Below are 19,247 nucleotides of genomic sequence, written 5' to 3'. Positions count from 1 at the left end.
TCAAATATTTTTATCTGAATTGCGCTCTTGACTGCCTGGAAGCGGTGCGGCTCTCGGCGCGTTGAGTGCTTTCTTCAAAAGAAGATATTTCCGTCTGCTTTTGCGTTAAATATTTAGCTAATGAGTTGATGGTTGGATGTTCAAATAAATTAATTACAGATATATTAGTGGTAAAATTTTCTCGTAGTTTGGCGTGAATTGTAACAAGCAATAATGAATGACCACCGATATCAAAAAAATTATCATGAATGCCCACCTTCTCAACATGAAGCATCTGTTGCCAAATATTAGCGATCGCTCTTTCTATCTCAGTTTGCGGTGGTTCATAAGTTGCTGCCAATTCTGGGCGATCGCTATTTGATTCTGGGAGCGCACTATAGTTAACTTTACCATTGGATGTTAGTGGCAAAACCTTCAACATGATAAAATTTGAGGGCATCATGTATTCTGGTAGTTTCTCTCTGAGAAATCTTTGCAGTTCGCTAACATTGAGTGTTTGTTTAGGAACAACGTAGGCTATTAAGAGTTTGTTGTCATTCTCTTCCCGAACAGAAACTACAGCCTGTTGCACTTGCAGATGTTGACACAATACGCTTTCAATTTCTCCAAGTTCAATGCGGAATCCCCTAATTTTTACCTGGCGATCAACTCGCCCAATAAATTCAATATTGCCATCAGGTAAGTAACGAGCGATATCACCAGTTTTGTATAAACGCGAACCCATCTCTGCAAAAGGATGAGGAATAAACTTTGCTGCTGTTAAATCAGGGCGATTCAGATAACCTCTAGCTAACCCTGCACCACCGATATATAACTCACCCGGTACACCAATGGGTACTGGTTGCAGTTGCTCATCCAGTAAATAAATCTGCGTATTGGCAAGTGGACGACCAAGGGGTACTGTCTGCGTAGCAATTTGCTGATTTTGAACTGCGAAGGTAGTAACCCCCACTGTGGCTTCTGTAGGGCCGTAGTGATTGAAGATTAAGCTGGATGGCTCTTGCTGCCGAATCTGCTCAATAAGTTGCCAGCTTGCAGCTTCGCCACCCAAAATTAGCTGCTGGCGAGGCAAGATGGAATCGGATGGTGCAGAGGCGAGAAGAGTGGCGAGGTGAGAGGGGACAATTTTGAGACAGTCGATGGGATAGGTGCGGCAGTATTTTGCTAAGGTTGCTGAGTCGGTAGCACACTCGATAGATAATATATGCAGACATCCGCCAGTGCAAAGAGCAGCGAAGATTCCGGTGTTACCCAAGTCAGCAGCTAAGGTAGAAACAGTGGCGAAGTTAGTTGTGGTTGAAAAATCTAACCTCTGTGTAATTCCGTGAAGGTAATTCAGCAATTGCCGATGTTCGATCGCAACTCCCTTCGGTTTACCGGTAGAGCCAGAGGTGAACAAGACATAAACTAAATTCTGGGTTGTGACTTCACTGATGGGATTTTCATCTTTGCGATCGCCAATCCGATCCCAATCTGTATCTAAGCAAATTATTTCAGCTACATCTGTTGGCAGATTATCGACTAATCGCCGTTGTGTCAATATTACTGGTATTTCGATATCCTGCAATCGGCTAGTAAAACCTTCCTTGGGTAAGGTTGGATCTAGCGGTAGATAGGCTCCACCAGCTTTCAGGATACCTAAAAGTCCAATAATCATCAAGAGCGATCGCTCTGTGCAAAGTCCTACTAAAACTTCTGGTTTAACTCCGCGCTGCTGCAAATAATTAGCAAGTTGATTGGCTTTGCGGTTCAACTCTGCATAAGTTAGTTGGCAATCTTCAAAAACAACGGCAATTTTATCAGGTGTTTTTTGTACTTGGGCTTCAAATAGTTGGTGAATGCATTTGTCTTGTAAATTGTCAAGATTTGTTTGGTTAAATTCTACTAGTAATTGTTGGCGATCGCTAGGGCTGAGAATTTCTAATTGGCTAATTTTCTCTTCGGGATTAACCGTTACACTCGTTAATAAAGTTTGAAATTGTCTGGCTAGACGTTCAATACTATCAGCTGCAAAGTAATTGATATCGTAGTAGAATTCTGTAGTTAAACAATCCTCGCGTTGAGTACAAGTGAATTTTACTTTAAATTGTTCAATACAACTGTAATATTGCTCAAGAGAAAATGATACGTCGCCAGCAACGATTTTTTCTGGTAGTTGCTCAAACTCGAAACCGATGGTAAAAGCTAGTTGCTCGTGATTTTCTAAGGGTTCCGGCACAAAATAATCTTGCCATTCTGCACCAGCTTCTATAGTTTGATTAGCTAATTCTACAACTTCTTGAAAGCGTAAATTTGGTGTCAAATGGCTATTAATTGGCAACCAAGTCCCAACAAGTCCTAATAAGTTGTATAGTTCTTCATAGTCTCTGCGATCGCTAGCCATACCAATAATAATATCTGGCTGTCCTGTAAGTCGCAAAATCAGCGTTTGCCAGCAAGCTAGTAATATGACAGCAGTGGAAGTATCATATTTTTGAGCTAAGTTGGTAATCTTGGCTGTCACATCAGGGTTAATATCTAATCGACAGCAGTTTACCTCAAACTTTGATGGCTGTAATGGCTGCTTCTCAAAAGGTAACTTCAAGTCAGAGAGTGAAGAAAGATTTTGCTCATGCCAGTATTTTTTAGCTACTTCTGCATCTTCATCTGTGAGTAATTGATTCTGCCATTCTGAGAATTGCAAATATTGGATAACTTCTTCTGATATTCTCTCACCTTGCAAACAAGCAGAATATGAATTGCTGATTTCAGTTACCAGATTCTTAAGTGTCCAAGTATCGGCACAAAGCGAAGGCAAAGTGATAATTAAACTGTACTTATGTACATCAAGTTTCAGGAGAAATATATGTAAAAGCGACCCTTGCTCAAAGTCAAAATTAAAACTACGCGCTTCCTGACAAAAATATGCATTTTTGATTGCAATTTCTTTCGGTTCCCAGTGACTTAGATCGATCTCGCGCCACGACAAAATGCTGCTATTTCTTAAAACCATTACAGGAATTTTCATTCCAGCTAAACAATCAAAAGTTGTATTCAAAATTCCATGTCGAATAACAACTTGCTCTAAAGCAGCTTTTAATATCTCTGGTTTGAGATTCCCTTCTAGAAGAAAGGCACATTGAGCTAAATAAGCTGAACTAGACTGCTGTAATAACCAAAGACGCTTTTGTTGAGTGGAAAGCTGAAACCCCTGAGTTATTTGATTTGACATATATTTATCATTACTCTCGATCGATAAAATACAATCTACCTGAGTGATGCTACTTATTTAGCGGTTTACGACAGATAAAACAGGCAGTTTCACAGGCTTTATTTACTTCCAAATCGCGGTTTATATCATAGATGCTGACTTCTGTAAATCCTACTTTTTCTAAAATAATTTTTATCTCTTTTGCTGAATAAGCTTTTAAAAAAAAGCTTTTATCTAAACGTTGCCAGTTGCCATTTATCAATTGAAATCTTGTAGTGTCTTTGCGACCTATTTTGTTTTCTATATTGTAGCTCCAAACATCAAGCCAGACATTATCATCTTTGACACCTCCACCAAAATCACTATTTTTCCAGTTTGATTCACAAAATTCATCTAAATATAATTCAAAGACAAAAATACCGTTTTCCAACAAGGCATTATAAACATTTTGTAATACCTCCTGTAGTTCTTCAGATTTGAGAAAATAGTTCAGAACACCATCTGTAGAAATAGCTGCATTAAAAGTTGGCGGTAATTTAAAAAAGCGAGCATCATCCAGAATAAATTTAGCATCTGGCGCGTTCTCTCGAGCAATATTAAGCATTCCTTCAGAGCTATCAAGCCCAGTTACTTGATAACCTCTTTTTAGTAGCCGTTTGGCGATTTGCCCAGTACCGCAACCGAGATCAAAAATATGCGATCCTTCTGGAAGATTTTTGAGGATTAATCTATCTAGACAATCCAATACAATGTCGTGGCGCTCCATGCCTTTCAAGTCATACATAGAAGCGATCGCATCATGATTTGTGTTGCGTTCTTTTAAAGACATGATAATGCTCATCCTGATTTTATAGGGGTTAATAAGTTCAAACTTATTTAGTCATTTCTGCCATTGCTACAACAATTTTGCGATAGCCTATATAAGGGTTTCTCCCGTGGGCAGTCAGCATATTATCTAACATCAAAATATCGCTCTTTTGCCAAAGAAAGCTAGTCCGAGACTGCTGATAAACTTGATTTATTTCTGCAATAGCTGAGTCTTCTATAGGAGTACAGTCTCCGTAATAAACATTACGCGGTAGCTTGTTATCTCCAAATGTAGACAATAAAGATTCTCGAACTTCTGCATCTAAATACGCTATATGGTGTAACTGAATTTGATTAAAAAATACAGGCTCGTTCGTTTTTGGATGTACTGCTAAAGCTGGACGAACTTGGCGCGTAATTAGACTGTTATTATCATACCATTCAAAATCAATATTAGCATGATGACAATAATTTTCTACGGTAGATTTTTCATTGGTACGAAAGAAATTTTGCCAGCTTACATCTAGACCATTAGTGTAGTGACGGACATACATTAATTGTTTTTTATCTAATCTTTCTCGTAGCTTGGGATTGATGATATTGTAAGCTTTCCGACAGTGAATAATTGGTGTTTCTCCACCTTGTTCTGCTGGTTGCACGCAGAAAAACCAAATTTTCAGAGGCCACTGATGTAAATGAGAGCTTTCATTATGAAAAAGGATTGCTTTATCAGGTGGATAAGGAGTGGAACCATAAACTTTACCACCTTCACCAGTGCGGGGTAAGTCGCCATATTCAGCAAATAAATTCGGACAAATTGTTTGAGCGAAATTTTCAAACTCTGAAACCGATCTTAGATTAAAATCTCTAAATAAAATCGCTCCGTGTTTTAATAACTCTGTTTCGAGATATTCTCGATTATTCTCTACCCAAGATAGTAAATCAACTTCTGTACTATTTGGTTGAATTACAAGAGGAAAATTTTGTCCTGATTGTAGGTAAGATGTTTTTATTAATTGCTCTGCTTTTAAACTAACGGCTTTTGGAACAATGCTCATGAATTTTTGTCTTTTAGCAGCTTTACGCTCCTGTTGTTGCGTAGTTTGTTGTGCCTTCTCTGTTTCTGTCAGCATTTCTAATGTATTGATCTGGCTTTGAGGTTGACTGATAATACTATTAATTAATGTTTGCCAACTATTTGTAAATAGAGTGATAGTCTCTGCGGCAAATAAATCAGCATTATATTGCCATTTACCTACTATACCTTGCTCAGTTTCTGTGAGAAACAAGGCTAAATCGAATCTAGAATTTCTGGTTTCTAATTCTAGTGTTTTTAAGGTAATACCTGGTAATTCTAAGGTTGATATCGGTGTATTTTGTAGGACAAACAATACCTGGAATAATGGAACTATGTTGCTTAAATGGCGTTCAGGTTGTAATTCTCTAACTAATTCGTCAAAGGGTAAATCTTGATGAGTGTAAGCTGATAGTGTCTGAGTGCGAACACGTTGCAATAACTCTAGGAAAGTGGGGTTAGCACTTAAGTCAGTGCGTAAAACTAATAAGTTAATGAAAAAGCCAATTAATGGTTCAATTTCTGCTTGGTTGCGGTTAGCAACATCAGTGCCGACAACAATATTATCTTGACCGGTGTAGCGTTGCAGTAAAATTTTAAAGCTTGCTAACAGTGTCATAAATAAGGTTACACCTTCTTGTTGGGCAAGCTGTCGCACTTCTTGTACAACTGACGCAGGTATCACAAAACTATGACTAGCACCCCGATTAGTTTTCACTTCTGCACGGGGACGGGTTGTGGGTAGTTGCAGAACAGGTAGGTTTGCTAATTGCTGTTTCCAGTAGGTGAGTAAAGCTTCTAACCTTTCACCTTGCAAATGTTGACGTTGCCAAGCTGCAAAGTCTCCATACTGGATGGGTAATTGTGGTAAAGGAGAGGCTTCTCCCGCAGCAAAAGCGGTATAAAGTGCTGCTAACTCCCGAATGAATACACCCGTTGACCAGCCATCAAAAACGATATGGTGGATAGTGAACAGTAAGATGTATTCTTGTTCGCCTAGTTGTAAAAGTGTGCATCTGAGCAACGGTGCTTTAGTAAAATCAAAGGGATATTGAAATTCCTCAACACTCAAACGGTGAATTTCCGCTTTTCGTTCAGCGTCCGTCAATTTCTGTAAGTTTACTACAGGTATTTTTAGCTGTACGTTGGGGACAATTATCTGTAATGGTTCCCCATCTACCAAAGTAAAGGTAGTGCGTAAAACTTCGTGACGACGAATAATTTTGTTAATGCTTTTCTCTAACACCGCTATATTCAACTCACCTACAAGATAAACTGCTGCTGGCATATTATAAATACCGCTATCAGGGTTAATTTGTTCGAGTAACCATAATCTAGCTTGGGCGAAGGATAGAGGTAAATTGCGATGGCTACGCCCGCCGCAAGCATCGCGGGGAACAGGTATAATAGCAGAAACACCCTGATGACTGGCTTCTTGAATATTTTTAGCTAGTTCTGCAATGGTGGGAAATTCAAATAAAGACTGAAGCGGTATATTCACTCCCAGAGCTTTCGTAATGCGAGAAATAACTTGAGTTGCTAATAAAGAATGTCCGCCTAGTTCAAAGAAATTGTCATAAATTCCTACCTGTTTTACACCCAAAACTTGAGTCCAAATTCCGGCTAATACTTCTTCTACTGGATGGCATGGAGCAACAAAATTACTTGTCTCTAAATCAATATTTTCTGGTGTAGGTAAAGCCCGACGGTTAACTTTTCCATTGGGTGTTAATGGGATTTCTGCCAAGAACATAAAAGCATTCGGTATCATGTATTCAGGCAGTTTTTGCCGTAAATACTGCCGCAGTTCATCAGTAGTGATGTTTTCAGCAACTAAATAAGCAACTAAACGCTGGTTTTCAGATATATCTTCTCGCACCATCAATACACATTGATGTACTGCGGGGTGTTGTTCTAAGACCGCTTCAATTTCCCCTAACTCAATGCGGAAACCTCGGAGTTTTACTTGATAATCAACACGTCCTAAATATTCAATTTCTCCATTGTATAAGTAACGGGCTAAATCACCAGTTTTGTAGATTAATGCTTTGGGATTAAATGGATTAGTAATAAATTTTTCTTGAGTTAATTCTGGCTGATTAAAGTAACCCCGTGCTAATCCTAAACCACCAATATATATTTCTCCTGCAATACCTATGGGTACTGGTTGCAAATACTTATCTAAAATATATATTTGGGTATTAGCGATAGGACGACCAATAGTAACTGGTTTTTCACTATCATTTATTTGATAAATTGTAGACCAAATAGTTGTTTCTGTCGGTCCGTATAAATTCCAAATTTTAGAACATTTTTGACATAATTGGCGAGCTAAATTTTGGGGTAAGGCTTCGCCACCACAGAGAATTTTAAGTTGTGAATTTCCTTCCCAGCCCACATCTAATAATATTCGCCAAGTTGCAGGGGTAGCTTGCATAACAGTTGCAGCAGAATTATTCAGTTGTTGTAATAATTGTGCGCCATCGGTTGCAATTTCTCGACTAACAAGAATTACTTTGGCTCCCACTGTTAGAGGAAGGAAGATTTCTAAAACTGCAATATCAAAAGATAGGGTAGTGACGGAGAGCAAACTATCTTGATGGCTTAAGTGTAATTCCTGCTGCATGGCAGTAAGAAAATTTACTACATTTCTATGGGTAATTTGTACACCTTTGGGTTTGCCAGTGGAGCCGGAGGTATAGATTGTATACATCAAATCATCCGGCTCGATTTTGCTGTTGGAAGTGTTGATTTTTTGGGCGGCGACGCTTTCCCAGTTGCTATCTAAACAGATAACTTGGGCGTGGTGGGGTGGAAGATTTGGTAATAAATGTTGCTGGGTTAATAAGATTGAGGTTTGGGAGTCTTGAAGCATATACGCCAAACGCTCTTGAGGAAATGTTGGATCTAGAGGTATGTATGCGCCACCTGCTTTGAGAATGGCGAGGAGGGCAACGATCGCGGGTAAAGAGCGATCGCAACAAATCCCCACTAACACTTCTTTACCTACACCTATTCTGCTTAAATAGTGTGCTAGCTGGTTTGCTTTATTATCCAGTTCTTTATAAGTCAAATGTTGTGAACCAGCTACCACAGCGATCGCATCCGGTGTCTTCGCTACCTGGGCGCTAAACAACTCATGCACGCAGACATCAGGATAATCAGCTTCTGTATCATTCCATTCTCTTAAAATTTGCTGCTGTTCTGCTGATGTAAGTATAGATAATTCCGATATAGACTTATCTGGATGTTCAACGATATCTATTAACAAAGTTGTTAAATGCTTCAGCATAGATTTAATGCTCTCAGCATCAAATAAATCACTGTTATACTCTAATTCCCCAACTAAACCCTCAACATTATCAGTAAAAGACAAACTCAAATCAAACCTAGCCGTATCATTTTCTATCGGCAAATATTCCAAATTCAAACCTGATAGCTTCAATCCATCTCCAGGCATATTTTGCAGCGCAAACATTACCTGAAATACTGGCGTATGACTGAGACTACGCTGTGGTTGTAATTCTTCTACTAATAATTCAAATGGTAAATCTTGATGAGTGTATGCTCCGAGAGTAATTTCTCTTACTTGTTTAAGCAAGTTGATAAAACTAGAATTTTCCTCTAGTTGAGTTCGCAAGACTACAGTATTTACAAAGAAGCCAACTAATCCCTCAATTTCGCTACGATTACGGTTAGCGATAGGCGAACCGACTAAAATATCTGTTTGTCCAGAGTAGCGATAAAGCAGAGTTTGAAATGCTGCTAATAAAGTCATAAATAGAGTTACACCTTGCTTTTGACTCAAAGCTTTTAGTTCGTTTGTCAAAGCTAGAGAAAGTGTAAATGTCTGCTTTTTACCAGCAAAGGTTTGCTGTTTGGGGCGTGGTTTAGAAATAGGAAGTTCTAATACTGGCAAATCACCACTTAATTGTTGCTTCCAATATTCCATCTGAGATGCCAAAACTTCTTTCTGTAACCATGTTCTTTGCCAAACTGCAAAATCTACATATTGAATAGGTAAACTGGCTAATTCACAAGATTCACCTGTGCAGAAAGATTCATAAAAGGCAGCTAGCTCTTTAATAATTATTCCTGCTGACCAACCATCAGCAACTATGTGGTGTATTGTGAACAGTAAAATATATTCCTGTTCTGCTAACTGCAATAGGACAAGATTTAATAATGGGGTGCTAGTTAAATCAAAAGAATACTGCGCTTGAATTATAGCCCTGCGTTTAGTTTCTAATTCCCGATGTTCTGGTGTTAAATTCTGTAAACTTACCACAGGTAATGTAATACTAACTTCTGGGTTAATTATCTGCTGTGGTTCGCCATCTCCACTTACAAAGGTAGTACGTAAAGCTTCATGGCGGCGGATAATTTCGTTGAAACTTTGTTCTAATGCTGCAATATTAAGTTGTCCTTGTAGTTGTACCGCCCTCGATAGATTGTAAGCACAACTTCCGGGTTGTAATTGGTCTAAAAACCACAGTCTTTGTTGAGCAAAGGATAATGGTAAATTATTTTCTAGCGTGACTTTCTCTATAGGTAAAATAGCTAGTTGTTGCCCTTCTCTCAGTGCCGCTTCAACACATTGCGCCAGTTCCGCTACTGTTGGCGACTCAAACAAACGGCGTAGGGGTAATTCAACCTGAAAAGCTTCTCGTATCTGAGACATAACTTGTGTAGCTAACAGCGAATGTCCACCTAATTCAAAAAAGTTTTCTTCAATTCCCACTTGTTTAACACTGAGAATTTTTGCCCATATCCCCGTTAAGACTTCTTCTACAGGGTTACGTGGTGCAGTAATAGCACTTTTTATTTGTTGTGATAATTCTTCTGGTGCAGGTAATGCTTGACGATTTACCTTACCATTAGGAGTTAAAGGTAAAGCGTCTAAAATAGCAAAGTTAGAGGGCAACATATAATCGGGTAAGTGTTCCCGCAAAAAGTTATTTAGCTCATTCAAATTTATAGCTTCTGAGTTATTAGAAACTAAATAAGCTATTAATTGCTTATCCCCATTTTCCTTTTCTCGCATTATTACTACCGCATCTCTTACTTGCCTAAGCTGAGTTAATATCGCTTCTATTTCTGCTAATTCAATACGGAAACCACGAATTTTTACTTGATTATCTTTACGTCCCAAAAATTCGATTGTGCCATCTGGTAAGTAACGTCCTAAATCACCTGTTTTATATAGCCTTGATCCTGGTTGGCGGCTAAAATCATTAGGAATGAATTTATCAGCAGTTAGTTCAGGATGTTGCATATAGCATCGGGCTAAACCTGCACCACTAATATATATTTCCCCTTTAATTCCAATAGGAGTCAACTGTAAGTTATTGTCCAGAATATAAACTTGTGTATTAGCAATTGATTTACCAAGAGGAACTGTTTTAGTTGTTAAATTTACCTCTGTAATTAAATGAGTGAGTACACCAACAGTGCTTTCTGTAGGCCCATAATGATTAAATATCTGGCAATTGGGTGCTAACTGGCGAATTTGCTCAATTAACTGCCAGTTAGCAGCTTCACCACCTAAAATTAGTCGTTGACGAGGCAGGATAGATTGGGGTGTAGGAGATAGCAGAAGGGAACTAAGATGAGAAGGAACAATTTTGAGACAATCTATAGGATATTTGTGACAATATTCTGTTAAGGCAACTGGATCGGTAGCGCGATCGTAGGAGATGATATGTAGACATCCTCCTGTACAAATAGCAGGGAAGAGAACGGTGTTACCTAAGTCTGCGGCTAGAGTTGAAACTAATGCAAAGTTGTAGGCGGAATTGCTAGGTAGTTTTAAACTATCAATAATGGCATAGACATAATTAAGAATTTGTTGATGTTCTATGGCAACTCCTTTGGGTTTGCCTGTGGAACCAGAGGTAAATAATATATAGGCTAGATGATTATTGTTTACCTGGCAGTTAGGATTAATATCAGTTTCATTAGAAATTGTTCGCCAATTTTTATCTAAACAAATAACTTGCAGTTGTCCTTGATTAGCAACTTCTGTTAATCTATTTGCCACACAAGTATTAGTAACTAAAAATAAGGCTTTGATATCTTTTAAACGTGATGCTAAACTCTTGGCTGGTAGTTTTGAATCTAAGGGTATGTATGCTCCACTAGCTTTGAGAATGCCTAAAATACCAACAATCATATTAATAGAACGCTCTAGGCAAATTCCCACCAGCACCTCTGCCCCAACTCCTTGTTCTTGCAAATAGTGAGCTAATTGATTTGCCCGTTGATTCAGTTGTTGATATGTCAGTTTTTCTTCTTCAAAAACTACGGCAATTTGATCGGGTGTTTTTTTGACTTGTGCCTCAAATATTTGGTGAATTAAGAGATTGTTGGGATATTCCTTTTGGATGTTGTTGTCGTATAGTAACTGTTTGCTTTCAAGATAGCTGATAATTTCTAACTGAATAATTGGTAACTCTGGATGAGCGATCGCACTAACTAATATACTTTTAAATTGCCCAGCTAAAATTTCAATATAGTCTGAATTAAATAAGTTTGAGTTATAGTAAAATTCTGCGATTAATTGGTTGTTTTTAGCAATACAGCTCAGTTTAATATTAAATTTTTCAACACAAGAGGATTGCTGATAAATCGAAAATTTAGTATCAGCATTTACATATTTAGGTGATTGCTCTAAAAATTCAAAGCATAAAGGTGAATAACGTAAATTAATCGACGCTAAATCTGCTATATTTTCCCAACTAAAATAAGGATGATATTTGAAGCTATCAGCCAGGTTATTTTTAGATAGAATTTCGATAAATGTACTTTCTTTGTATAGCTCAATACTAATAGGTAAATGTTTAGAAAATAAACCTATCGCATCTTCCAACTCTTGATAATTACGTCCATCAGAACCAATTCCAATAATTACATTTGATTGCTGGGTAATACGCCAGATCAAAATCTGCCAGCAAGTTAATAAAACATTAGAGACAGAAGTATTATACTGCTGAACTAGTATTTCTAGCTGTGTCACTAATTCGGGAGTAAAAGTAATAGATTGTATTTGCGGCTGAAATATTGATTTTAAGGTAGTTTGTTGTTCCCAAGGTAGCTTTAAGGTTGCCAATGCAGCAATATTTTGTTTACGCCAATAATCTCTCCCTGCTTCTGTATCTTCTCCCTCTAACAATTCATTTTGCCATTCAGCTAAATCCGCATATTGTAGCGGTTCATTGTCTAGTTCTTTTCCATTGAAAAAAGCTGCATAACATTGGCTGATTTCTCGCACCAAAATATTTAGTGATTCCGCATCCGCACAAAGGGCATGTAAGCAGATAAGTAGAATATATTTTTCGGAAGATAAAGTAACTAAAGATAAGCGCAACAGACAACCATGTTGCAGATCAAATACTTCTTGGTTAAATTGTTCAAATAAACTTGATAATAATTCTTCTTGTTGTTGATGATTGCAACAACTGAAGTCGTAGTTTTCACCCCAAGTAATATTTGTATTTGTAATTACTTGCAATGGGATAGACATCCCTGGCAAACAATGAAAGTTAGTCCGAAGTATTTCATGACGATTAACAACCTGTTCTAAGGCTTGCTTCAAGATGTTGATATCTATAACGCCTTCAATTAAAACAGCACATTGAGAATGATAGGGAAGGCTATTAATTCCTTGTAATTGCCACAAATGTTTTTGCTGAGGCGAGAGGCGAAAACCTTGCATTTCTTCTAACATGATTAATTCTCCGTACTTCGCACTAATATCAAATCCGGTAGCATCTGAATGATTAAAAAAACCGCAGAGACGCTGATACCATTTCTTTGTGAGGCTGCGCCAAATTTTCTTTCTTTCTTTCTTTCTTTCTTTCTTTCTTTGTGTCCTTCTCTGACGAGACGCTGCGCGAATGCGCCCTTTGCGGTTCGTTCCTCATATAGTTTGGCGCATCTTCATACAGAATTGGTATAAATCTCTTGACTGGTGAATACTTCTGACATCCCAACCACCACTTTTCTTTCCCCTATAAATGGCTGTCTTCCATGTGCTGTCAGCATATTATCCAGCATTAAAATATCTCCCGTCTGCCAGGGAAAAATTACAGTTTCTTGTTGATAGATGGTACGAATTGCATCTAAAACTTCAGGTTCAATTGGTGAACCATTACCGTAATAGGTATTATGTGGTAAATCTTCTTCTGGAAATTCTGCTAACAATGCAGTGCGAATCTTTGCATCTAAAGTTGTGACATGAAAGAAAGCGGCATGATTAAACCAAACAGTTTCACCCGTTTTAGGATGTGTAGCGATCGCTTGTCTATGAGTACGGGTTCGTAAGCGGTTTCCTGGCTTCCACTCGAACTCAATATGATTGCTACGGCAAAATTCTTCCACTTCGGCTGGGTTGGTGGTTTGAAATACTGTTTGCCAAGGTAAGCCAAAACCATCGCCAAAGTTACGCACATAGATCACGCCTGTTTCGATGAAGCGATCGCTAATTTTTGGGTTAATCTGTTGCAATAATCTCCGCGTATCAGCAATAGGAGTTTCCCCGCCTTGCTGTGCTGGTGTGACGCAGTGAAAGAAAATTTTTAAAGGCCAGCTAGCAGCATAGGAATTCTCGCTATGGAGAAAGATGCTTTGGTCAGCAGGATAGTCAGTCGATGTGTAGATTTTACCTTGAATTGCGCTCCGAGGTGAAGATCGATCGACATATTCCAACAGTTCCCCAGAAACTGTCTGAATAAATTTCTCAAACTCAACTAAGTCTAAAATATGAAAGTTGCGAAATAAGATACCTCCATATTTGAGCAAATAAGCTTCAATTAACTCTCGATTATTTGCTGCCCAAGAGATTAAATTTATCCCCTCTACCGCAGGTTGAATCAGCAGAGGTAAAAAACTATTTGACACCAAAGGTGTTACTTTAATTAATTCTGCTTGAGAAAGATTGACAGCTTGTCGTTTAACAGACTGTAACTGGTTGAGGCTGAGTTTTTGTGATTGGGTAACTGCCATAGATAAAAATTAATTTGATTTTTGCAAAAATTCAAGTGGCTGAACTTCAGGCTTGACAATATTGTTTTTAGGAAATTCTAGCCCTAGTTCATCCAAGGTTTTAACACCAAATAATTCTAAAATTTCTGGAGATAAAGTATTGTTTTCAATGAAACTGCTACCTTCATTATTTAGCCCTTTATACAAAATTACTAAGTTATGGTAAAAATGCATAGAGACGATATTCTTATCAAAGTAATTAGGAGTGTAATCTGGATGCAAAAACTCCTCATAGTTGAGTCCATCCACCATTGTTTTAAACATATTCATGACAGTTTTTGGATCGTTTAAGTCTAGGCTACCCCCAACACTGATACAGTTTTGCAAAAAAACACTGTCTTGAGCAAACTCTTTCCATCTTTCACCAGTCAGACTAGGCCAATAAGAGTGGTGAATATTTTCTGCGGCATAAATCCCGCCATCTTTTAGTATGGGAAAGAAAGTATGAAAGGCTTTTATATGGTGTTCATTGGCAGCACTACCATCTTCGATAACGATATCTAATTCACCAATTTCATCTAAAACAGTCTTGATGAAAGCTTTATCATTTTGATCGCCATGAAATATTTTAATTCGGTCTTCTTCTAAATATCTCTTATCTACAATATCAAGACCATAAATCGTACTATTAGGAAAATATTTTTTCCAAGTTTTTAAAGCTTCTCCACCAAAAGTGTGGTCTTCATAACCGCCGATACCAATCGCCAAAATCTTGATTTTTTTATTCCTTAATGGTGCAAAATGGCTTTGATAACGATGAGCAAACCGTAATTTAGGCCATCTATTATGGGCATAAAGAGTTGAGACTTTTGTTAAATCATCAGGATTTAGGAATACCATTAATTGTTTTTGTAATTTTTGCCAGACTTCATTTAACAAAACCATTGTTATGTCTCCTATGAAATATTTTTAAAGTGGATGCAGAGGCGCACAAGAAATAAGTAATATCAAATCCGTTTGTATCAAAATTATTCCTCTTCCTCTGCGCCCTCAGCGTCTCTGCGGTTTTTAATCTAGCAATTTAAGCCAGAAATCTAATGATTATGGATAGACTTACGCTTGGTTAGCTTCAGCTTTTGTAAAGAAGTAGATTCTAGTTCTTTCGCTTCGATTAACTGTTGCTTCTGATCGTTTATGTTAAGTAGTTTACCTAACTCACTGACTTGTATATTAGGGTTATCAACAACCAGCTTAAGAAGAATTTCAAAATGTTCGATTGTACGAATAATAGTTGTAGATTTAAACAAATCTGTTTTGTACTCTAAAGATCCCTGAAATCCTTCTGAACCTTCCCAAATACTAAACTTCAAATCAAATTTAGAAGTACCAACATCTACCTCTTCAGGATGGATATTTAAGTTGTTAATTTCTATATCAGGTATCGGCGCATTTTGCAAAATAAACATTACCTGAAACAAGGGGTTATAACTCAGGTTGCGTTCTGGTTGTAACTCTTCTACCAGTTTCTCAAAAGGTAAGTCTTGATGGGCGTAAGCATCTAATGCACAAGCACGTAAACGTTGCAGAACTTCTCGAAAACTGGGATTTCCACTAAAGTCTGTGCGGAAAACTAAGGTATTGATAAAGAAGCCAATTAAGTTTTCCGTTTCTTGCCAGTTACGACCTAATATAGGTGAACCAACTAAAATATTATCTTGTTTATCATAACAGTAAAGCAATGTTTTGAACACTGCTAAAAGTGTCATGAATAAAGTTACACCTTCTTGTTTATTTAAGTTTTTTACTGCTTCCTTGATTTCTCCTGCAATGGTGAAAAACTCTTTTTTACCTTTGAATGTTTGAATTGCTGGTCTAGGTCTATCGGTGGGAAGTTGAAGTAAAGGTGCGCTACCACTTAGCTGCTGTTTCCAATAATCTAATTGAGGTTGGAGAATATCTGTTTGTAACCATTGTCTTTGCCAATAAGCATAATCTGCATATTGGATGCTCAATTCAGCTAAAGGTGAAGGTTTACCAAGAGAGAACGCAGCATAAATTGTTGCTAGTTCTTGAATAAGCAGACCAATTGACCAACCATCAGAGATAATGTGATGGATAGTAATTAGCAACAAATGCTCATCTTCTTTGAGATGTAGAAGTGTTGCTCTTAATAACGGTAGTTGGGAGAGGTCAAATGGTTTTTGGCTTTCTTGCAAAATGAAACTTTGAATATCAGAGTCTGAATTTTGCAGAATTGATAATTTTAATTTTACACTCTCATGGATAACCTGAATAGGTCTTCCGTCTATAGGAGTAAAAGTTGTCCGTAAACTTTCATGACGCTTGATGATTTCATTCAGACTTTGTTCGACGATCGCTAGATTGAGTTTACCAGTTAATCGAATAGCGATCGCAACATTATAAAAAGGATTTCCCGGCTCTAACTGGTCAAGAAACCATAAACGCTCTTGTGCTAAACACAAGGGTAATTCACCATCGCGGGGAACAGGTTGAAGTTTGTGATTCGTGGTGGTTATTTTTGTAGTCAATACCAGTTTAACTATCTCAGCAATACTCGCTTCAAATAAATCTACAGCCGAAATAGATATCCCCACATCTTGCTGAATGCGATTTTTCAAATCAAACGTCTGTAAGGAATCTATACCCAAATTGCTCAAAGGTTTTTGAGTATTTACCTGCTCTAAAGGTACTGATAATACTTGAGCTACCAACTGTTGTAAGTAAGTTTCTATATTTGTCGGTTGCTCTTTAGGAAAACTTACATCTGAACTATCCCAAATACTACTTTGAACAACATTGAGAGTCCCTGCTAAAAACTCTGCTTTGGTAGCGCGACGTTGAATTTTCCCACTAGAGGTTTTAGGAATACTACCAGGTTTAATTAACACCACCGCATAAACTTGCATCTCGAATTCTTGAGAAACCGCCCGACGAATCGCAGCAGTAACTTCCTCTAGATTTGGTTTGGCGCGGAATTCCAACTCCTGCACTACTACTAACTTTTCTTCTTTTTCTACCTCAACTACAAATGCAGCACTACTACCCAAACGCAAAGCCGGGTGAGAGCCTTCACAGGTGAGTTCGATATCTTGTGGATAAAGATTGCGACCCCGAATAATAATTAAATCTTTGACTCTACCGGTAATAAAGACTTCTCCCTTATCTAAAAATCCTAAGTCGCCGGTGCGGAGAAATTGTCCTTCATCTGTATCTTGCAAAAATGCGTAAAAACTCTGCTCTGTCTCTATTTGGCGATTCCAATAACCTTTTCCAACACTGGGGCCAGATACCCATATTTCCCCCACTTCTCCATCCTGACAGCGAGTCAAAGTCTCTGGATTGGCAATTACAATCTGTTGTTGTGGCACACTCCGGCCACAACTGACTAATGCTATTGAATTATCGTCGTTAGCAACTGCATCAATTACATAACTGCGTTCTAAAGCGCTTTTATTTACGTTTTTGCATCTAACTAACGCAGACTTGACGCTACCAGATACCATCAAAGTCGCCTCTGCCATGCCGTAACAAGGATAAAAAGCTTCTGGACGAAAACCACACTCAGCAAAGGTCGCTGCAAAACGTTCCAAAGTTTGCTGGCGAATTGGTTCAGCGCCGTTAAAAGCTATACTCCAACTGCTTAAATCTAAGGTTGAGCGTTGTTCAGGAGTAATTTTTTCAATACAAAGTTCATAAGCAAAGTTGGGAGCGCCACTAGTAGTTCCTTTGTAACGAGAAATTGCTTGTAACCAACGGTAAGGACGCTGGAGAAAGGCTGCTGGCGGCATCATGATACAAGGAAAACCCCCATACAAAGGTTGTAGTACGCCACCAATCAGTCCCATATCATGATAAACAGGTAGCCAAGTTACAAATTTACTACTGGCAGAATGTTCCATATACTGGCGCGTCACCGCAGCATTGTGTAGTAGATTGCCATGATTGAGCATCACACCTTTGGGTGTACCAGTAGAACCGGAAGTGTATTGTAAAAATGCCAGAGTTTTTCTATCAATCAAAGGCTCTTGCCAAGCCTCTTCGATTCCAGGTGCGAGGTTATCGGTAGTTAGCCAGCGAATGCTATCTATATCAAATTTATCGGTAAGTAAAGACTTCAACTGAGACAAGATGGCCGTTGTTGTCAGAATTACCGCCGTTTGTACATCTTTTAAAATTGCCAAGATTCTGGGAGTATTGCGCTGATTGCGTGGTGGATAAGCTGGAACTGCTACCACACCAGCATATAGACACCCAAAAAAGGCCGGTAAGTAATCTATGCCAGGTGGGTAAAGTAGTAACGCTCGCTCTCCAGTTAATTCTAAAATTTGCAGTTGAGATGCGATCGCTCTACTATATCGATCTAACTCTCCATAATTTAGAGTCTCTGCTTGTGCTTCTCCATCATGCAGAAAGGTAAAAGCCTCAGTGTTTGCTTGCTCTACCGACCGATAACGCAGTAGCTCTACAACTGTAGAAAACTTACAGACCATTTCTTCTAAATCATTGACACATTCAGTCATTGCACTTTCAAAATCCTGATGCACAAAGAATTTTCGGATATCAAGCCGTTGCAAAAGAATGACAAACGAATGGCACTAAGAAAAGATATAGCCCTTGCCCTGACTGGTTCCCAGCCTCTAGGCTGGGAACCGATTCTGGGAGGCTCCGCCTCCTCTTTCTTGACGAGAGGTAGAGCCTCTTTGCATACATTCCCAGCCTAGAGGCTGGGAACGAGGTGACACAAGCCTTTGGGCTTTTCTTAGTGCCATTCCAAACTTTAACCGTGTTCTATTTGCGTACAGCGTTATTTTTGGCTGTTGCTGAATCAAGGTATGAATCTGGATGCAGAGACACGTCTCTCAATCAGCAACGCCATTTTTAGAATCCAGCAAGATTATTGCTAGTAATTTGCAATTACTCTTAAGACTTTAAAGCAACTTAGCTAAGATAGCAAGCAAATTTTAATTAAAAACTATTATTACCTTTTACTCAAAAAATAATTTATCAAAATTCTATCTAAAGATAGATGATAAAATTCATAATAGTTAAAAAATAACTTGATTACTGCTGTATCGATACCTTAAAAAGACTTATTTACAAGGGCTTATCGCATAATACTAGTCAAACTTCTAAAATTCCTAAGTTTTGATAAGTGCTTGCTCAGTCGTAATC

General features: G+C 38.2%; 7 protein-coding genes. 1 reads left to right on the top strand and 6 read right to left on the bottom strand.

What is annotated here, in order from left to right:
- Window positions 1–10: 10 nt before the first annotated feature.
- The 6 genes from HWQ37_RS19490 to HWQ37_RS19465 all read right to left on the bottom strand — a co-directional run bounded on the left by HWQ37_RS19490 (window position 11) and on the right by HWQ37_RS19465 (window position 18,595).
- Entirely contained in the window at window positions 11–3,211 is a 3,201-nt protein-coding gene (locus HWQ37_RS19490) for a non-ribosomal peptide synthetase (protein WP_292749830.1), read from the bottom strand.
- A gap of 49 nt (window positions 3,212–3,260) precedes the next feature.
- Window positions 3,261–4,019, bottom strand: a complete 759-nt coding sequence (locus HWQ37_RS19485) for a class I SAM-dependent DNA methyltransferase (protein WP_292749828.1) — start codon at window positions 4,017–4,019, stop codon at window positions 3,261–3,263.
- A 43-nt stretch (window positions 4,020–4,062) separates the two neighbouring features.
- Window positions 4,063–12,798, bottom strand: coding sequence for a non-ribosomal peptide synthetase (locus HWQ37_RS19480; RefSeq protein ID WP_292749826.1), 8,736 nt, complete (start codon window positions 12,796–12,798; stop codon window positions 4,063–4,065).
- 212 nt (window positions 12,799–13,010) lie between these two features.
- Window positions 13,011–14,075, bottom strand: a complete 1,065-nt coding sequence (locus tag HWQ37_RS19475; RefSeq protein WP_292749824.1) for a TauD/TfdA family dioxygenase — start codon at window positions 14,073–14,075, stop codon at window positions 13,011–13,013.
- 9 nt (window positions 14,076–14,084) lie between these two features.
- Entirely contained in the window at window positions 14,085–14,999 is a 915-nt protein-coding gene (locus tag HWQ37_RS19470) for a hypothetical protein (RefSeq protein WP_292749822.1), read from the bottom strand.
- Between the two features lie 149 nt (window positions 15,000–15,148).
- The gene (locus tag HWQ37_RS19465) at window positions 15,149–18,595 is read right to left on the bottom strand and encodes a condensation domain-containing protein (RefSeq protein WP_292749820.1); all 3,447 of its coding nucleotides are present in this window, start codon (window positions 18,593–18,595) and stop codon (window positions 15,149–15,151) included.
- A gap of 18 nt (window positions 18,596–18,613) precedes the next feature.
- Here HWQ37_RS19465 and HWQ37_RS19460 point away from each other — a divergent pair, with 18 nt between their 5' ends.
- Window positions 18,614–18,796 (top strand): hypothetical protein, encoded by a 183-nt coding sequence (locus HWQ37_RS19460; RefSeq protein ID WP_292749818.1) that lies wholly within the window; start codon window positions 18,614–18,616, stop codon window positions 18,794–18,796.
- Window positions 18,797–19,247: the final 451 nt, after the last annotated feature.

It is taken from the genome of Nostoc sp. NMS4 (assembly GCF_017115095.1).
Classification (GTDB): Bacteria; Cyanobacteriota; Cyanobacteriia; order Cyanobacteriales; family Nostocaceae; genus Nostoc.
The sequence above is the reverse complement of the archived record's forward strand: the minus strand, read 5'-3'. Positions and strand labels throughout refer to the sequence as shown.